This window comes from Novosphingobium sediminis (genome assembly GCF_007991615.1).
GTDB lineage: Bacteria > Pseudomonadota > Alphaproteobacteria > Sphingomonadales > Sphingomonadaceae > Novosphingobium > Novosphingobium sediminis.
In genome coordinates, this window is sequence record NZ_BJYR01000018.1 from 1 (window position 1) to 14,478 (window position 14,478).

Annotated in this window: 14 protein-coding genes and 1 tRNA gene; 7 read left to right on the forward strand and 8 right to left on the reverse strand. The window is 66.3% G+C overall.

Going from position 1 to position 14,478, the window contains the following annotated elements; genetic code table 11:
• Positions 1-357 (reverse strand): hypothetical protein (locus tag NSE01_RS13255; protein ID WP_147160125.1); only part of this gene is annotated, 357 nt, incomplete at its 3' end.
• 209 nt (positions 358-566) lie between these two features.
• Between NSE01_RS13255 and NSE01_RS13260 the strand changes: the two genes are divergently transcribed.
• Positions 567-1,352: an SDR family oxidoreductase gene (locus tag NSE01_RS13260; protein ID WP_147160126.1), complete on the forward strand. Its 786-nt coding sequence runs from the start codon at positions 567-569 to the stop codon at positions 1,350-1,352.
• 179 nt (positions 1,353-1,531) lie between these two features.
• On the opposite strand, the gene NSE01_RS13265 is transcribed toward NSE01_RS13260, so the two are convergent.
• The 3 genes from NSE01_RS13265 to NSE01_RS13275 form a co-directional block, all read right to left on the reverse strand.
• Positions 1,532-2,140 (reverse strand): LysE family translocator, encoded by a 609-nt coding sequence (locus tag NSE01_RS13265; RefSeq protein ID WP_246135206.1) that lies wholly within the window; start codon positions 2,138-2,140, stop codon positions 1,532-1,534.
• Entirely contained in the window at positions 2,141-2,836 is a 696-nt protein-coding gene (locus tag NSE01_RS13270) for a VIT1/CCC1 transporter family protein (RefSeq protein ID WP_147160127.1), read from the reverse strand. It lies immediately after the preceding gene.
• Positions 2,837-2,901: 65 nt separating this feature from the next.
• Entirely contained in the window at positions 2,902-3,633 is a 732-nt protein-coding gene (locus NSE01_RS13275; protein WP_147160128.1) for a L,D-transpeptidase family protein, read from the reverse strand.
• A gap of 267 nt (positions 3,634-3,900) precedes the next feature.
• On the opposite strand from NSE01_RS13275, the gene NSE01_RS13280 reads away from it, so the two are divergent.
• A complete protein-coding gene (locus tag NSE01_RS13280) occupies positions 3,901-4,584 on the forward strand; it encodes a retropepsin-like aspartic protease family protein (RefSeq protein WP_170233840.1) in 684 nt (227 codons plus the stop codon).
• Here the strand turns inward: NSE01_RS13280 and NSE01_RS13285 are convergent.
• Together NSE01_RS13285 and NSE01_RS13290 are read right to left on the reverse strand one after the other, a co-directional pair.
• Positions 4,529-5,776 (reverse strand): DUF418 domain-containing protein, encoded by a 1,248-nt coding sequence (locus tag NSE01_RS13285; RefSeq protein ID WP_246135207.1) that lies wholly within the window; start codon positions 5,774-5,776, stop codon positions 4,529-4,531. The genes NSE01_RS13280 and NSE01_RS13285 overlap by 56 nt on opposite strands.
• A gap of 6 nt (positions 5,777-5,782) precedes the next feature.
• The gene (locus NSE01_RS13290; RefSeq protein ID WP_147160130.1) at positions 5,783-6,904 is read right to left on the reverse strand and encodes an SPOR domain-containing protein; all 1,122 of its coding nucleotides are present in this window, start codon (positions 6,902-6,904) and stop codon (positions 5,783-5,785) included.
• A gap of 292 nt (positions 6,905-7,196) precedes the next feature.
• Here NSE01_RS13290 and NSE01_RS13295 point away from each other — a divergent pair, with 292 nt between their 5' ends.
• Genes NSE01_RS13295 through NSE01_RS13305 form a run of 3 tightly spaced genes read left to right on the forward strand, consistent with a single transcriptional unit; the run spans position 7,197 to position 9,896 of the window.
• Positions 7,197-7,925 carry an AAA family ATPase gene (locus tag NSE01_RS13295; RefSeq protein ID WP_147160131.1) on the forward strand — a complete coding sequence of 243 codons (729 nt, stop codon included), beginning with the start codon at positions 7,197-7,199 and terminating at the stop codon, positions 7,923-7,925.
• A gap of 17 nt (positions 7,926-7,942) precedes the next feature.
• Entirely contained in the window at positions 7,943-8,485 is a 543-nt protein-coding gene (locus NSE01_RS13300; RefSeq protein ID WP_147160132.1) for a hypothetical protein, read from the forward strand.
• A 28-nt stretch (positions 8,486-8,513) separates the two neighbouring features.
• A complete protein-coding gene (locus tag NSE01_RS13305; protein ID WP_170233841.1) occupies positions 8,514-9,896 on the forward strand; it encodes an SPOR domain-containing protein in 1,383 nt (460 codons plus the stop codon).
• Positions 9,897-9,959: 63 nt separating this feature from the next.
• Here NSE01_RS13305 and NSE01_RS13310 read toward each other — a convergent pair whose 3' ends face one another.
• Positions 9,960-11,189, reverse strand: coding sequence for a dihydroorotase (locus NSE01_RS13310; protein ID WP_147160134.1), 1,230 nt, complete (start codon positions 11,187-11,189; stop codon positions 9,960-9,962).
• A complete protein-coding gene (locus NSE01_RS13315; protein ID WP_147160135.1) occupies positions 11,186-12,214 on the reverse strand; it encodes an aspartate carbamoyltransferase catalytic subunit in 1,029 nt (342 codons plus the stop codon). The genes NSE01_RS13310 and NSE01_RS13315 overlap by 4 nt, the downstream gene beginning before the upstream one ends.
• An 84-nt stretch (positions 12,215-12,298) precedes the next feature.
• Between NSE01_RS13315 and sppA the strand changes: the two genes are divergently transcribed.
• Positions 12,299-14,200 carry a signal peptide peptidase SppA gene (sppA, locus tag NSE01_RS13320; protein WP_147160136.1) on the forward strand — a complete coding sequence of 634 codons (1,902 nt, stop codon included), beginning with the start codon at positions 12,299-12,301 and terminating at the stop codon, positions 14,198-14,200.
• Between the two features lie 99 nt (positions 14,201-14,299).
• Positions 14,300-14,384: transfer RNA gene (locus NSE01_RS13325), tRNA-Leu, on the forward strand.
• Positions 14,385-14,478: the final 94 nt, after the last annotated feature.

The following is a 14,478-nucleotide window of genomic DNA, read 5'->3' on the forward strand; positions in this document are numbered from 1 at the left end:
ACCAGCTAACCACATTAAGGAGCAAGTTGAAGAGCAATTTTGTGAGTAAACAATAGCGGTATCAAATTTTTTTAAATATATCAATGAGCCGACCTCCATTGAGGCCTGAACATCTTCTTTAGAATCTGGGGTCGTGACGTGGTCAAAAACGACAATTGCGTCTTTGGTTAGCGATGTGGTTTGCGAAAATTTCGCATCATCCCCTTTTTTAACCTGACCTATCACCAATATTATTGGGCGTCCTTGAATTTTCTCATCGAGAACTTCAATATCAGCGGCAAGACATTGCGATGATATCGTGCTTATAAAAAATATAATAAAGAATTTTAATGACAAATTACAGTAATGTATAAGCATTTTTCTTCTCTTTCTGCAGATTTTTACAATCTTATCCAATTTTCACTGATTTTCAAAAAGGAAGCTGGGCGATGCGCCGGATCAAAGCGGATTTGTGTCGTTCAATACACCGTATCTGATGCCGCAAGATACCCTACCAATTTGTCTGTGCCGCGTGGCTTGCGAGTTGCTCCCTTGCGCTTTAATCATTCGGTTAAAGGAGAGATGCCATGAAGATCGAACAGGGTATGGCGGCCGTGGTGACCGGCGCGGCTTCGGGTCTGGGGCGGGCGACCGCTTATGCGCTTGCGGCGGCGGGAGCGAAGGTTGCGATTTTCGATGTGAATGAAGAGGCGGGCGAGGAAGTCGCCAAGGCGATTGGCGGGCTGTTCTGCCATGTCGACATCACCAGCGAGGAATCGGTGGTCGAGGGCTTTGCCAAGGCGCGTGCCGCCAATGGGCAGGAGCGGATCACCGTCCACTGCGCGGTGGTCCACCGCAAGGGCAAGACCGTGGGCCGCAACAAGGAGACGGGCGAGTTCACCCGGCTTTCGACCGAGGACTATGCCTTCGCCGCGAACGGCGTGCTGATCGCCAGCTACCGCGTGGCGAGCCTTTCGGCGCTGGGCATGGCCCATGCCGAGCCGCTCGAAGGCGACGGCGAGCGCGGGACGATCATCCTGACGGGTTCGGTCGCGGCGCAGGATGCGCAGATCGGGCAGGTGGCTTATGGCTCGCTCAAGGCGGGCGTGGTCGGCCTCGTGCTGCCGATGGCGCGCGATCTGATGGACCTTGGCATCCGCGTGAATGCGATCCTGCCGGGCATCTTCGATACGCCGCTGCTGGGCCGCGTGCCGGAGAAGGTGCGCGCGGGGCTGAATGCCTCGGTGCCGTTCCCCAAGCGGCTGGGGCTGCCGGAAGAATTTGCCAGCCTTGCGATGGAACTGGTGCGCAATTCCTACTTCAACGCGCAGGCGATCCGGCTGGATGGCGGCATCCGCATGGCGCCGCGTTGATGCGCTGACTTCCCCTCCACCACTCCGTCGGCCCGTGCTTGACACGGGCCTGGGCTTATCTTTGCGGCGCTGCGCTGGAAGAAAAGCCGAACCCCGTGTCAAGCACGGGGTGACGAAATGGGGTGTGTGGTTGATGCTTCGCCAAGCTCAGCATGAGCGGGGTTGGGGGCGTCCGGGTTCTAGCCGGTCTTGATCGCGAGGAACGAGACGGCGACGCCCAGCATCACCACCGCAAACCCACGGCGCACCCAGCGGGTGCGCCGTTCGTCCATCAGCCAGGCCTGCGCGTGGCTGCCCGCCAGCACGATGGCGAGGTGGATTAGGGTCGCGATGGTAGTGCTGACTACGGCGAGGGTGAGTGCTTCGGTGAGGCCTAAAGTCCGCCCGCCGAGAAACTCCGGCGCGACGACCACGAAGAACAGGTAGGCCTTCGGGTTCAGCAGATTGAGCAGCGCGCCGGTGGCGAAAGCGCGGCGTGCAGCGGTTGGCGGCAGAGTCTTCTCCGCGCCGCGCCATGCCTCGATGGCGAGCCAGACCATCATCGCAGCACCCGCAATCCGCAGACCGTGGAGCAGCGCGGGCATGGCGGTGAGCAAGGTGGCAAGACCCAGCGCCGCCAGCGCGCCATTGGCGAGGAGGCCCAGCGCGATCCCGGCGACGGCGGAAAGGCCGCTGCGCCTGCCTTCGGTCGCGGCAAGGCCTGCCAGCCACGCCATGTTGGGCCCCGGCGTCAGCTCGATCAGCAGGACAGCTGCGGCGAACCCGGCAATGTCCAGCGTTCCTGGCACCTAGACGGCGGTCCCCACCAAGCGGCCGATCCCGGCGGTGGCGGCCATCGCGAGCGCCCCCCAGACGACAACGCGCAGCACGGGCTTTCCCATCGCCGCGCCGCCAGCACGGGCACCCAGCGCGCCGAGCAGGGCGAGGAACAGGATCGAGCCTGCGGCCGTGCCGGTGACCATCAATCCCATCGGCAGGATCGCGGCAAGGAGCAGCGGCAGGAACGCGCCGCCGGTGAACATCAGCGCCGAGGCCATCGCGGCCAGCACGGGCTGTGCAGCGGTCGTGTCATTAAGGTGGAGTTCGTCGCGCGCATGGGCGCCAAGCGCGTCCTTTGCCATCATCTGGCGGGCGACTTCCTTGGCGGTGACGGCATCAACGCCGCGCTCCTCGTAGATCGCGGCGAGTTCGGCGTGTTCGTGAACCGGATCGGCCGCGAGCTCGGCGCGTTCGCGGGCGAGGTCCGCCGCTTCGGTATCGGCCTGGCTGGAAACCGAGACATATTCACCCGCGGCCATCGACATCGCGCCCGCCACCAGCCCCGCAGCGCCGGCAACCAGCAGCGCCTGTCGCTCTGCGCCAGAGGCGGCGACGCCGAGGATCAGGCTGGCGGTAGAGACGATCCCGTCGTTCGCGCCGAGCACCGCGGCGCGCAACCAGCCGATCCGGCTGACGAGGTGGCGTTCATCGTGGGGGCGTATCATGTCCTCTCCTCGCCTTGTTCATGCGCCACATGGCACTGCCGGAACAGGCAAAAAAAGGACCTGGATCAATCCTGCTTCGCGAGAACCGTGCTGCCGGTCGGCGCCGGGGCTGCGTTCTCGATGATCGGCTGGCCCACGCCGAGGCGCTTGCCATCGGTGATGATCACCTTGTCACCCAGGCTGGCGACGCCGAACAGGCGCTTGGCGAAGCCGTCGGGTACGCCGATGCAGCCGTTGGTGGCATAGCCGCGCTCCACCTTGCTGCCGTGGATCGAGACGCCATCGTTCGTCAGGCGCATCATCCAAGGCATCGGCGCTTCGTAGATCGAGGAGACGTGGTCGGCGTCCTTCTGGGTGATCGGGAAGACGCCGGTGGGCGTAGGCTTGTTGCCATAGCCCTTGAGGATCGCCGCGGCGCCGATCTCGTGCCCGTCGCGGAAGACCGAGATAGTGCGCGCCTCGAGATCGACCGTCACGACGATGGGGCCGGCGGTGGCCGCGCTTTCGTCCCAGAAATACTGGCCAAACTTGATGGGTTCGTTGATCTTGAGGATCGACTTCACGACGAACGGGCTGTTCGCAGATACGGCGGCAGGCGTGACGGCGAGCGGCTTTGCCAGCGGCGCGGGAGCGGGCGCGACATGGGCTTCGGCCTGCGACCCGCCGAACAGCACCTGCGCCACATCCTTGCCGACATTGAACGCGAGCAGCGAGGCGAGCGACATGGCGACGAAGCCCAGCGGCGCGCTGACCCAGCGGGAGCGGAGAAGTTCGAGGGGGGACTTCAGGCCGGACATGGCGATTCTGGACGCTCCTTTCGCTTACAGAATAGCGTAAACGCGATTGCGCGCGAGCCTGTTTGCAAGCCCGTCCCGCCTAGGGACGCCGCGTGTTCCGGCCCTTAACACTCATGGTTAAGCCGCGCTGGAATTGGTGCTCGGTATATGGCGCATGATGACCCCGGTTTCGTCATCGCGCTGGCGGTGATGATGGTCTGAGGCGCAGGGTTTGGAGCGGGGTGGCTTTCAGCGCCGCGAAAGGTATGGCCTGCCACAATGGCTTCGATGACGCACATTTACACATGGCTGGAAAGCGGAGCGCCGTGGCTGGGGCACCTTTCCCCGCTGTTTGCCGCGACGTGTGCTGCGCTGGTGCTGGTGGCGATCGGAGGGGCTTTGGCAAATCGCGGCGGGCGGTTCGGCGGCGCGGTGCGGTCTGCCGGCAACCTGCTGATGCTTGCAGTCTTCGCGCTGGCGGTCATGCGCTTCGTGCGGATGGACCCTGAGTTCGATGCAGCGCTGCACAGCATCGGCGGCCCGGCGCAGACCGTCTCGGGCGGAGAGACGCGCATCCCGCTTTCGGCGGACGGGCACTACTGGATCAAGGCGAAGCTCAACGGCGTGCCGCTGCGACTGATGGTTGATACCGGCGCGACGGTGACGGCGCTCTCGGGCGATGTTGCCCAGGCGTCGGGGGTTGAGCCTGACACCTTGCGTCCCGAAGCGACGGTCGAAACCGCCAACGGCAGCGTGACGGCGGCGCCGGCGCGGATCGATGAACTGCGGTTCGGTTCGGTGGTGGCGCGCGATCTCGATGCGATCGTCCTGCCGGCAGAAGGCGGGACCAATGTGCTCGGCATGAACTTCCTCACCCGGCTCAAGGGCTGGCGGGTAGAGGACGGCGTGCTGATCCTTAAGCCGCACCAGCCGCAGGTGGAAGCGGTGAGCGACGAACCCCAAGCCATGTGAGGCGGCGCCAGAAGGCTTCCAGCGGACCCTGCCCGAAGCGCGCCAGCCACCACCGAGGCCATGCGAGCATCAGGCTCCATCCGGCGAGCACCACCAGCGGCAGTGCGCCGCGCGGCATGACGCCGCCAAGGCCGAGGCCCCAGCCTGCAAAGAGCGCGCTCATCACGAAGGTGGTGCCGAGGTAGTTGGTGAAGGCGCAGCGTCCCGCCGCGACGAGGCGCTGCCCTGCGGACGTGTCTCTGAGGCGCGGATATAGGAGGAGCAGTGCGGCGAGGTAGCCCAGCGTCATCGCCAGATGCGGGATCGCGGCGAGCGAGCCCATCAGGGCGAACATCGCCGCCGGCGGAAACTGATGCAGCGCCGCCCAGCCGATCAGCCCTGCGCTCATCGTGCCGCCAGCGCCGATGCCGAAAAGGGCCATGCGGCGAAGGCTGCTGTCCTCCCACTCGCCGGTGAAGAGCCCCATCCGCAGCAGCGCCATGCCAAGCAGCATGAGCGGAAACGTTTCGAAGAAGGTCGCGCCGAGATTGGCGAGCGGGAGGAGCGGGGCAGTGGTGAGGCGAAGGCGGACGGCTTCGAGAAAGGGGGCGTGCAGGACCCGCATGTCTGCGGTGATCGACGCGGCGATGCGGCCCATCATCGCGGTCTGCTCGGCGGCTTCGGCAGGTGCGCCGTGGCCCGCAAGCACGCGGGCTTCGGTAGCGATGGAGCCCAGATCGCCAATGATCTCGAGCCCGTGACTGACGAGAAACAGCAGCAGGGCGGCGGCTGCCAGCGGTTCGGGTGCCAGGCGGCGCAGACTGAACGCGAGCACCCCGCAGGCCGCATAGGGCAGGAGAATATCTCCCCACCATAGCAGCGCATAGTGGGCATAGCCGAAAGCCATCAGCAGCAGCAGACGGCGCACTTGCATGAGATCGGGATTGGCGCCGCGCCGCTCGGCAGCATCGGCGAACAGCATCATGCTCGCCCCGAACAGCAGCGTGAACAGGCCGCGCATCTTGCCTTCGAACAGCAGGTAGGCGATCACGAACCAGACCGCGCCGCCCGGCTCAAGCCGAGGCATGGCGGGGCTGAAAGTGGCGAGCAGCGGTCCCCAGAAGCCGGTTACGTTGATCGCAAGGATGCCGAGCACGGCCACCCCGCGCACGAAATCAAGCGCGCCGATCCGCTCCGGCATGGGGCTGCTCATCAGAGGCTAGGGCGCCACCACGAGGCAGGCGAGCCCCGCTCCCTTGAGCGCGGCGCAGGCGCGTTCGGCGCTGTCCTGCGAAAAGCCGGTGGCAAGCAGGCGCGTCACCGTGCCGGGCAGGTCCTGCCGGGCATGGCCGGCGATTTCAGGCCGGGTGCGTACGCGCGCCCACAGCGCATCGGCATTGGCTTTCACCCCGAACGCACCGAGCTGGATCCGATAGGCGCCGCCACTGGATGCCGGTGCAGGCGCTGGTACCGGCGCGGGCTTGGGTGCCACTGGCTTTGGCTGTGCCGGCTTTGGCGGCGCAGGTCTGGCTGGCACCGGCTTCGGCGCGGCGGCGGGTTCCATCGGTGGCGGCAGGTAGGTCGCCACCGGTGCGGGCGGCGTGGATGGCGGGATATCGACTTTCTCGATCGCGCCGGGCGGGGCCTTGGGCGACGGCGCGGAGGAACCCGGCACTGCGCCGCCGAGGTCTGCCGCAGCAAGCTCCCGACCGCGCGCGTCAGCCGCTTTCTGATCGAGATCGCTGGCAAGACTAACGCCCATCTGGCGCTGCGCCAGCGGGATCGTCTGGTTCATCGTGGCAAGGCTGGCGGTCGCCTGCGGCAGGCCGGCGGCGGCGGCGCGGGTAATCAGCGCATAGGCCCGGACCCAATCCTTCGGCGCAAAATCGCCGTTGTAGGATGCGATACCCAGCACATACATCGCGCGCGGCTCACCCCGATCGGCAGCGGATTGCAGCCATGGCATCGCGGCTTGCTGGCGGTCTGTCTGGAATAGCAGGATGCCGTAGTTGTCCGCCGCAGAGATATGGCCGAGGCGCGCGGCCTTGCCATAGTAGGCTTCGGCCCTTGTCAGATCCTTGGGGACACCCCGGCCAAGTTTGTAGGCCTGGCCGAGGTTGAACAGCGCATCGGCATCGCCCTTGGCAGCCGGGCCCTGCCACGCCTTGACTGCGGCTTCAAAGTTGCCCGCCGACCAGGCATCGACCCCGGCCCGCACTGCAGCGGCCGTCACCGCATCGGGCGGTGCGGGCAAAGTCTTGGGCTGTTCTTGCGAGAAAGCGGTTCCGGCGAGGCCCGAAAAACCCAGCGAGACCGCCGTCAGGAGAACAAATCCGCGCATATCCGGTCGAATCTCCCCAAAAGCCTAGTGCCTGAAAAGCAGGGTTAACGATGCCGTGCTGCACTGCGGTCTGCAAGTGCAACCACGCTTCACTTAGGCGCGCAATCCGATCTCTGTAAATTAGCTTATATGGTTAATACTTGAAAGACAGATGCTTGAAACGCCTCCGAAGACCAGATTGCGCAGAATCACCTGTACCGAACGGGCCGATGTTAACCAAAATTTGAGGGTCTTCTGCGATCCCCCAGCGAGAGACCAATTCATTTTTCGTCTTGCCCATAGGGGGGTTACTTTGCGCGTATTGGCTTTGGCATCGCAGAAGGGAGGGTCCGGAAAGACGACCTTGTCCGGTCACCTTGCCGTTCAGGCGCAGCGCGCAGGGGCTGGCCCGGTCGTCCTGATCGACATCGATCCGCAGGGCTCGCTGTCTGATTGGTGGAACGAGCGCGAAGCGGAATACCCCGCCTTTGCGCAGACGACAGTCGCCCGCCTCGCCAGCGATCTTGCCGTCCTGCGCCAGCAGGGCTTCAAGCTGGCGGTAATCGATACGCCGCCCGCGATCACCATGGCGATCCAGTCGGTGATTTCGGTCGCCGAACTGATCGTTGTGCCGACCCGCCCCAGCCCGCACGATCTGCGCGCCGTGGGCGCCACCGTCGATCTGTGCGAACGCGCGGGCAAGCCGCTGATCTTCGTGGTCAACGGTGCGACTCCGAAGGCGCGCATTACCTCGGAAGCCGCCGTCGCGCTTTCGCAGCACGGCACGGTTGCGCCGATCACGCTGCACCACCGCACCGATTTCGCGGCCTCGATGATCGATGGCCGTACCGTCATGGAAGTCGATGCCTCCAGCAAGTCCGCTGCCGAAGTCGCGGCGCTGTGGACTTATGTCTCGGAGCGGCTCGAGAAGAACTTCCGCCGCACCGTGTTCGCGGTGCCGCAGCCCGGCCATCCCCTTTCGACCATGCCCGGTGCACCCCGCGGCGCCGGTGGCTTCGGCCGCCGCGTGATCGGTTCGTGAGCGAAGGACGCCGCAGCATGAGCGAACCCAAGCCCTTCGCCTCTCTCAGCCCGAGCCTGCTCGCCCGCAAGGGTGCGGCGCGCCCTGCGATGCGCCCGCAGCTTCTGCCCCTGACTGCCGAAGACCGCCAGTGGATGGGCTTTGGCGCAGCGAATCCCGGCGCGGAACCCCAGTTCGATGCCGACGATCTTGGCTGGAACGATCATGGTGAGGATGCGGCGCCCGCCGCGCCCGTCGCCGATGTTGTTGCCCTTGCGGCCGACCCGCTGCCAGAGCCCTCCCAGCCCGAAGTTCTGCGCCAGATCGAAGCGCTCGCCGATGTGCTCAAGGTGCCTGGTCCGGCTGCGTCGCTGAACCGCCGCGAACGCGGCACCGCGCTCAAGGAAGGGCGCAAGGCTGCCTTCACGCTGCGCCTTGATGCTGCGCGCCATCTGCGCCTGCGCCTCGCCTGCACGCTCGATAATCGTAGTGCGCAAGCACTCGTGATCGAAGCACTCGACCGTTACCTCGAAGCGAAGCCCGGTCTCGATGACCTCGCTCGCCGCGCCCTCCGCAACTGATGACGCCTTCCAACCGGGACTTCACGCCATGACCATCGCACAAGACAGCAAGAATGACCGGAAGGCCGCAATGCGGCCCCATTCGCTTCGACTTGCCCGGATCTGCGTGACCACCGCGCTTGCGGCCGGTCTTCTCACCGGTTGCGCCGCAGGCGGGCCGAACCACGCGAAGTTCGCTTCCAGCGCCGAGACCGCGCTTGGCAAGGGCAGCCTAGAAAAGGCCGTCGCGCTGGCAGAGCAGGCGGTGCTCGCCAGCCCGCGTACGGCGTCTTATCGCACGCTGCTGGGCTCGGCCTATCTGCGCGCAGGCCGCTTCGAAGCCGCGCATCAGGCGTTCGACGAGGCAATGCAACTGGGTGAAGACAGCGGCAAGGCTGCACTGAGCCTCGCTCTTGCCGATATCGCGCTGGGCCGCGGCACCGACGCGGTCGATACGCTCAACACCTATCGCGACAGCATTCCGGCCTCCGACTACGGTCTCGCCATGGCGATGGCCGGGCAGACCCAGACCGGCATCGCCGCACTGACCGATGCCCTCCGCAACGGTGAAAACACCCCCAAGGTGCGCCAGAACCTTGCCTATGCCTATGCGCTCGATGGCAGCTGGAGCGAAGCCAAGCTGATGGCGCAGCAGGATGTGCCGGCGGACAAGCTCGGCGAACGCCTGCAGACCTGGGCATTCATGGCGCGTCCGGAAGACACCCGTCGCCGCGTGGCGACCTTGCTCGGTGCTCCGGCCAACGTCGATGGCGGCCAGCCGACGGCGCTGGCGCTCGCGAACTTCCCCGCTCCGCAGCAACTTGCAGAAGAAGCCGTAGCGATGTCGGCAACGCAGCAGGCGGCTAGTGGCGATGCGGCTGAGCTTGCCAAGGCTGCCGCAACTGCAATGCCCGCCGCACCGGTCGATGCAGCCGCTCCGCAGCCGGTGCTCGCTGATGCTTCGAGCGCGCCCGTTTCCGCCAAGATCGCTGCGATCGACGTGGCACCTTCCGCCGTTGCGGAGCCCGCCGCCGCGCCAGTTTACGCACCTGCGCAGGGAATGGTTTCGCATGCCGTGGTGCAGCCGGTTCGCGCCGCGCGCACGATCCAGGCCTCGGCCCCGGCTGCCGTGCGCGGCGACCATGTCGTCCAGCTCGGCTCGTTCTCCTCGCAAGAGGGCGCCCAGCGCGCCTGGCGGCACTTCACAGCGCGCAATCGCAGCCTTGCCGGCACTCGCAGCCAGATCACGCAGGTTTCGGTGAACGGCCGTCCGTTCTGGCGCGTTCAGGCTGTCGGCTTCAACGGCTTCGCTTCGGCACGGCAGATGTGCCAGTCGGTCAAGGCCAAGGGCGGCGTGTGCCTCGTGATGGCGGAGCCCGCGATGGTTTCGCCGCAGGGTCGGCCGACCCCGACGCGCATGGCGCAGCGCTGAGCTTCAACGAAATCCGATTGCAGCCGGCCCGCTCCCTGGAAGGGGACGCGGGCCGGTTTCGTTTCAGGCGATGCGATTGCCGCCCTTGAACAATGCGGTGACGCGGCCTTCGACCGGGCGGCGATCGAACGGCGTGTTGCCGGCGGTCGCCGCCATCTTGCTGCGATCGACGATCCACGGGCGTTCCGGCTCGACCAGCGCGAGATCGGCTTCGAGGCCCACTTCGAGCCGCCCCGCCTTGACGCCGAGCAGCGCGGCCGGGTTGCCCGCCAGCAGGGTGAACGCGCGCGCGAGATCGATCTGGCCATCGCGCACCAGTGTCAGCGTCAATGGCAGCAGCGTTTCGGCGCCCGCCATGCCCGGTTCGGCATCAGCGAAGGGCAGGCGCTTGTCTTCCGCGCCGCGCGGATCGTGGCCCGAGGCGATCACGTCGATCGTGCCATCGGCAATCGCGGCGATCACCGCCTGCCTGTCCGCATCGCTGCGCAACGGGGGTGAGAGCCGGCAGAACGTGCGGAAATTCGCCAGTTCCAGATCGGACAGCATGAAGTGCGCCGGGGTTACGCCCGCCGTCACTTTCACTCCGCGGGCCTTGGCGCTGCGGACGAGGTCGAGCGCTGCCGCGGTGGTCACTTGCCGGAAATGGAGGTGGCAGCCGGTCAGTTCGGCCAGCGCAAGATCGCGCGCGACGGCGAGCGCTTCCGCTTCGGCAGGCGCGGACGGAAGGCCCAGCCGCGTCGCCATCTCGCCTGCGGTGGCGACGGCATGGCCTGCGATCCCCGCGTCCTCGGCATGGGTAACGAGGACGAGGCCGAGCATCGCGCAATAGCTCATCAGGCGCAGCATCACGCCCGAATCGCCGATCCAGCGGCGCCCGGTGGCAACCGCCTTCGCGCCCGCATCGCGCATCAGCGCAATCTCGGCGAGCTCGGTGCCCTCAAGCCCGCGCGTGGCAGCGCCGAGCGGGTGGACCCACATGTCGGGCTTGCCCGATTGCGCGGCGAAACGGACGCGCGCGGGGTGATCGAGCGGCGGCCCCTGATCGGGCATCAGCGCGGCACGGGTGATCCCGCCGAAGTGGAACGCTGGCTTGTCGATGGCGAAGACGCCGAGATCGACGAGGCCGGGGGTGACGAGCGCTCCCTTGGCGTTGAGCACTTCGTCGCCCGGCTCGGGGCTGACATCGCCAAGCGCGACGATGCGCCCTTCGGCGACGCGCAGCGCACCCGGCTGCGGTGCGCCGGTGGGGAGGACAAGCTTGCCGCCGGTGATCGTGAGCGGACGGGGGGTCATGCCGCGGCTCCTTCAGTAGCAGCCCAGCCGGGTACGCCCCTTGCGCGCCGTGTCAGCACATCAAGGCAGGCCATGCGGATGGCGACGCCGCTTTCCACCTGCCGCGTGATCAGGCTCCGCGTCGGGTGATCGGCGACCTGGCTATCGATCTCGATCCCCCGGTTCATCGGCCCCGGATGCATAACGAGGACGTTCGGCGGCAGCTTGCCGAAGCGTTCGAGCGTGAGGCCGTAGAGATGGCGGTATTCGCGCGGGGAGGGGATGAACTGGCCCGACATGCGCTCCAGCTGGAGGCGCAGCATCATCACCACATCCGCGCCTTCGAGCGCAGCGTCGAAATCATGGCTGACGCGCACGCCCATCGCTTCGATCTCGGCGGGCATGAGCGCGGGCGGCGCGCAGACCGTGACGTCGGCGCCCAGCGCGGTGAGCGAGAGGATGTTCGACCGCGCGACGCGGCTGTGCAGGATATCGCCGCAGATCGTGACCTTGAGGCCGTTGAGATCGCTCCCCGGCGCGAGGCCAAGCGCATGGCGGATGGTGAGCGCATCGAGCAGCGCCTGCGTCGGATGCTCGTGGCTGCCGTCGCCCGCGTTGAGGACCGGGCAATCGACCTTGTCGGCAATCAACTGCACCGCGCCGGAGCTGGCATGTCGGATCACGATGGCGTCTGCCCGCATGGCGTTGAGCGTCATGGCCGTGTCGATCAGCGTCTCGCCCTTCTTCACGCTGCTGGTGGCGGCGTGCATGTTGACGACGTCCGCGCCAAGGCGTTTCCCCGCGATCTCGAACGAGAGCAGCGTGCGGGTGGAGTTCTCGAAGAAGGCGTTGATGATGGTGAGGCCCGAGAGCACTTCGGCCCGCTTGTGGCGCTGACGGTTGAGCGCGAGCCATTGCTCCGCTTCGTCGAGCAGATAGAGAATCTCGTGCCGCGCGAGGTGCGCAATGCCAGTAAGATCGCGGTGCGGGAAGGCAAGGCCGCCTTGCGGATAGCGGCTGGTGCCTGCTGGGTTCGATTCAGTCATCGAAACCATGCCCTTAGTGCGCCTCTTGGGGCGGCTCAAGTGTTTCGGCTGGCATCCTTCCCCCGCGAGACCTAGATATCCCCCATGAAGTTCGCCCGCTCGGTCTGGAAGATCCTCGTCGCCATCAAGGACGGCCTCGTGCTGCTCCTGATCCTGCTCTTCTTCGCCGGGCTCTATGGCCTGCTCGCGCTCCGGCCGACGCCGGGTTCGGTGCAGACCGGCGCGCTCTATCTGGCGCTTGATGGGCCTGTGGTGGAAGAACGCATGCGGCTGCGGCCATCTCAGCTGCTTTCGGGCGGCGGCTCCACCAAGTCGGTGCAGGAGCGCGATCTCGTCCGCGGGCTCGAGGCGGCGGCGGGCGATGACCGGATCAAGGCGGTCGTGCTCGATCTCGAAGGCTTCGGTGGCGGCAGCCAGGTGGCGATGACGCACATCGGCGCGGCGATGGACAAGGTGCGTGCGGCCAAGAAGCCGGTGCTGGTCCGCGCCGGGCTCTACACCGACGACGGCGTGCAGATCGCGGCGCATGCCAGCGAGGCATGGGTCGATCCGCTTGGCGGCGCGGTCGTGGCGGGGCCGGGGGGCAGCAACCTCTATTTCAAGGCGCTGCTCGATCGGCTCAAGGTCAAGGCGCACGTCTTCAAGGTTGGCACCTACAAGAGCGCGGTGGAGCCCTTCACCCGCGAAAACGCCTCGCCGGAATCGAAGGAGGCCCTGCGCGCGGTCTATGCCGCGCTGTGGGAGGCCTGGCAGGCAGATGTGAAGAAGGCCCGGCCCAAGGCGGACCTTGCGCTGGTCACAAGTGATCCCGTCAAGTGGATTGCGGCCTCGGGCGGTGATGCGGCCAAGGCGGCGGTTGCGGCAGGGCTGGTCGACCGCGTGGGCGACAAGGTGGCGTTCGGGAAGCGCGTCGCCGAGATCGTCGGCAAGGACCCGGCTGGGGTCGAGGGCGATTTCAAGGGGACCACGCTGGAAACCTACCTCGCCGACCAGACTCCTTCCAAAGACGGCAAGGCCATCGCGGTGGTGACCGTGGCGGGCGAGATCGTCGATGGCGATGCGGGGCCGGGGAAGGCGGGCGGTGATCGCATCGCCGCACTGGTCGACAAGGCTTCGGCTAGCGGGGACTACTCCGCTCTGGTGGTTCGGGTCGATTCGCCCGGTGGATCGGTGACCGGGGCGGAGCGCATTCGTGCCGCGATTGCGCGGATGAAGGCGAAGAAGATTCCGGTCGTCGTCTCGATGGCGGGTCTTGCTGCCAGCGGCGGTTATTGGGTCTCGACCCCGGCGGACCGCATCTTTGCCGAGCCTGCGACGATCACCGGCTCGATCGGCATCTTCGCGATCATCCCCAGCTTCGAGGAAGCGCTCGGCAAGATCGGCGTGGGCACCGACGGGGTGAAGACGACCCCGCTCTCGGGCGAGCCCGATGTGTTCGGCGGTTTCTCGCCAACGGCTGAGGCCTTGATCCAGCAGCAGATCGATTCGGGATACGCCCGCTTCGTGGGCCTCGTGGCTGCGGCGCGGCACAAGAGCCCGGCGGACATCGACAGAATCGCGCAAGGGCGCATCTGGGACGGCGGCACGGCGCGGCAACTCGGCCTTGTCGATGAATTCGGCGGGATCGACGCGGCGCTCGCTTGGGCGGCCAAGGCAGCGGGTGCGACGACCTGGCATCCGGTCTACCTTGGTGCCGATGCCGATCCGTTCAGCGCGCTTCTCGCCAAGCTGGCGGATGGCGAGAGCGAGGCCAATTCCGCGCATATGCTTGGTGCGAACGGCGCCGGTACTGATTTTGCGGCGCTCGCGGCGCAGCGGCAAGGCGCGCTCGCGCAGCAGCTCATGGGCGATCTTTCGCGCCTGCTCGGCGGCGAAGGTGCGCAGGTCTACTGCCTTGAATGCGCCGGTCTGACGCCTTCGGACGCGCCGCCGACACCGCCCCCGGCAAGCACCTGGCTTGGGCTGCTCACGCGGCTTGCCGGATAGGGGCAAGCCTGCGCCAAATGCCCGATGTGGCCCCCCTTCCGGCAAGGCTTGCCCTTTGCCCGGCGCTGCGATAGGGGCGGCGCTCGTTTTTCGCCGGATGCGGGCGTGGCGGAACTGGTAGACGCGCTGGATTTAGGTTCCAGTATCGCAAGATGTGGGGGTTCGAGTCCCTTCGCCCGCACCAGAACCGTCCCGCTTGAGCCGGCAGCGTGACCTTGCCATTTACGGAATGGCGGGGCCTGAACAATTTATGACGCTCCATGAATAGCGTGGGGTCG

Coding starts and splice junctions, on each gene's coding strand:
- NSE01_RS13260 (WP_147160126.1), top strand. CDS start 567: ATGAAGATCGAACAGGGTATGGCGGCCGTGGTGACCGGCGCGGCTTCG.
- NSE01_RS13270 (WP_147160127.1), bottom strand. CDS start 2,836: ATGATACGCCCCCACGATGAACGCCACCTCGTCAGCCGGATCGGCTGG.
- NSE01_RS13275 (WP_147160128.1), bottom strand. CDS start 3,633: ATGTCCGGCCTGAAGTCCCCCCTCGAACTTCTCCGCTCCCGCTGGGTC.
- NSE01_RS13280 (WP_170233840.1), top strand. CDS start 3,901: ATGACGCACATTTACACATGGCTGGAAAGCGGAGCGCCGTGGCTGGGG.
- NSE01_RS13285 (WP_246135207.1), bottom strand. CDS start 5,776: ATGAGCAGCCCCATGCCGGAGCGGATCGGCGCGCTTGATTTCGTGCGC.
- NSE01_RS13290 (WP_147160130.1), bottom strand. CDS start 6,904: ATGCGCGGATTTGTTCTCCTGACGGCGGTCTCGCTGGGTTTTTCGGGC.
- NSE01_RS13300 (WP_147160132.1), top strand. CDS start 7,943: ATGAGCGAACCCAAGCCCTTCGCCTCTCTCAGCCCGAGCCTGCTCGCC.
- NSE01_RS13305 (WP_170233841.1), top strand. CDS start 8,514: ATGACCATCGCACAAGACAGCAAGAATGACCGGAAGGCCGCAATGCGG.
- NSE01_RS13310 (WP_147160134.1), bottom strand. CDS start 11,189: ATGACCCCCCGTCCGCTCACGATCACCGGCGGCAAGCTTGTCCTCCCC.
- NSE01_RS13315 (WP_147160135.1), bottom strand. CDS start 12,214: ATGACTGAATCGAACCCAGCAGGCACCAGCCGCTATCCGCAAGGCGGC.
- sppA (WP_147160136.1), top strand. CDS start 12,299: ATGAAGTTCGCCCGCTCGGTCTGGAAGATCCTCGTCGCCATCAAGGAC.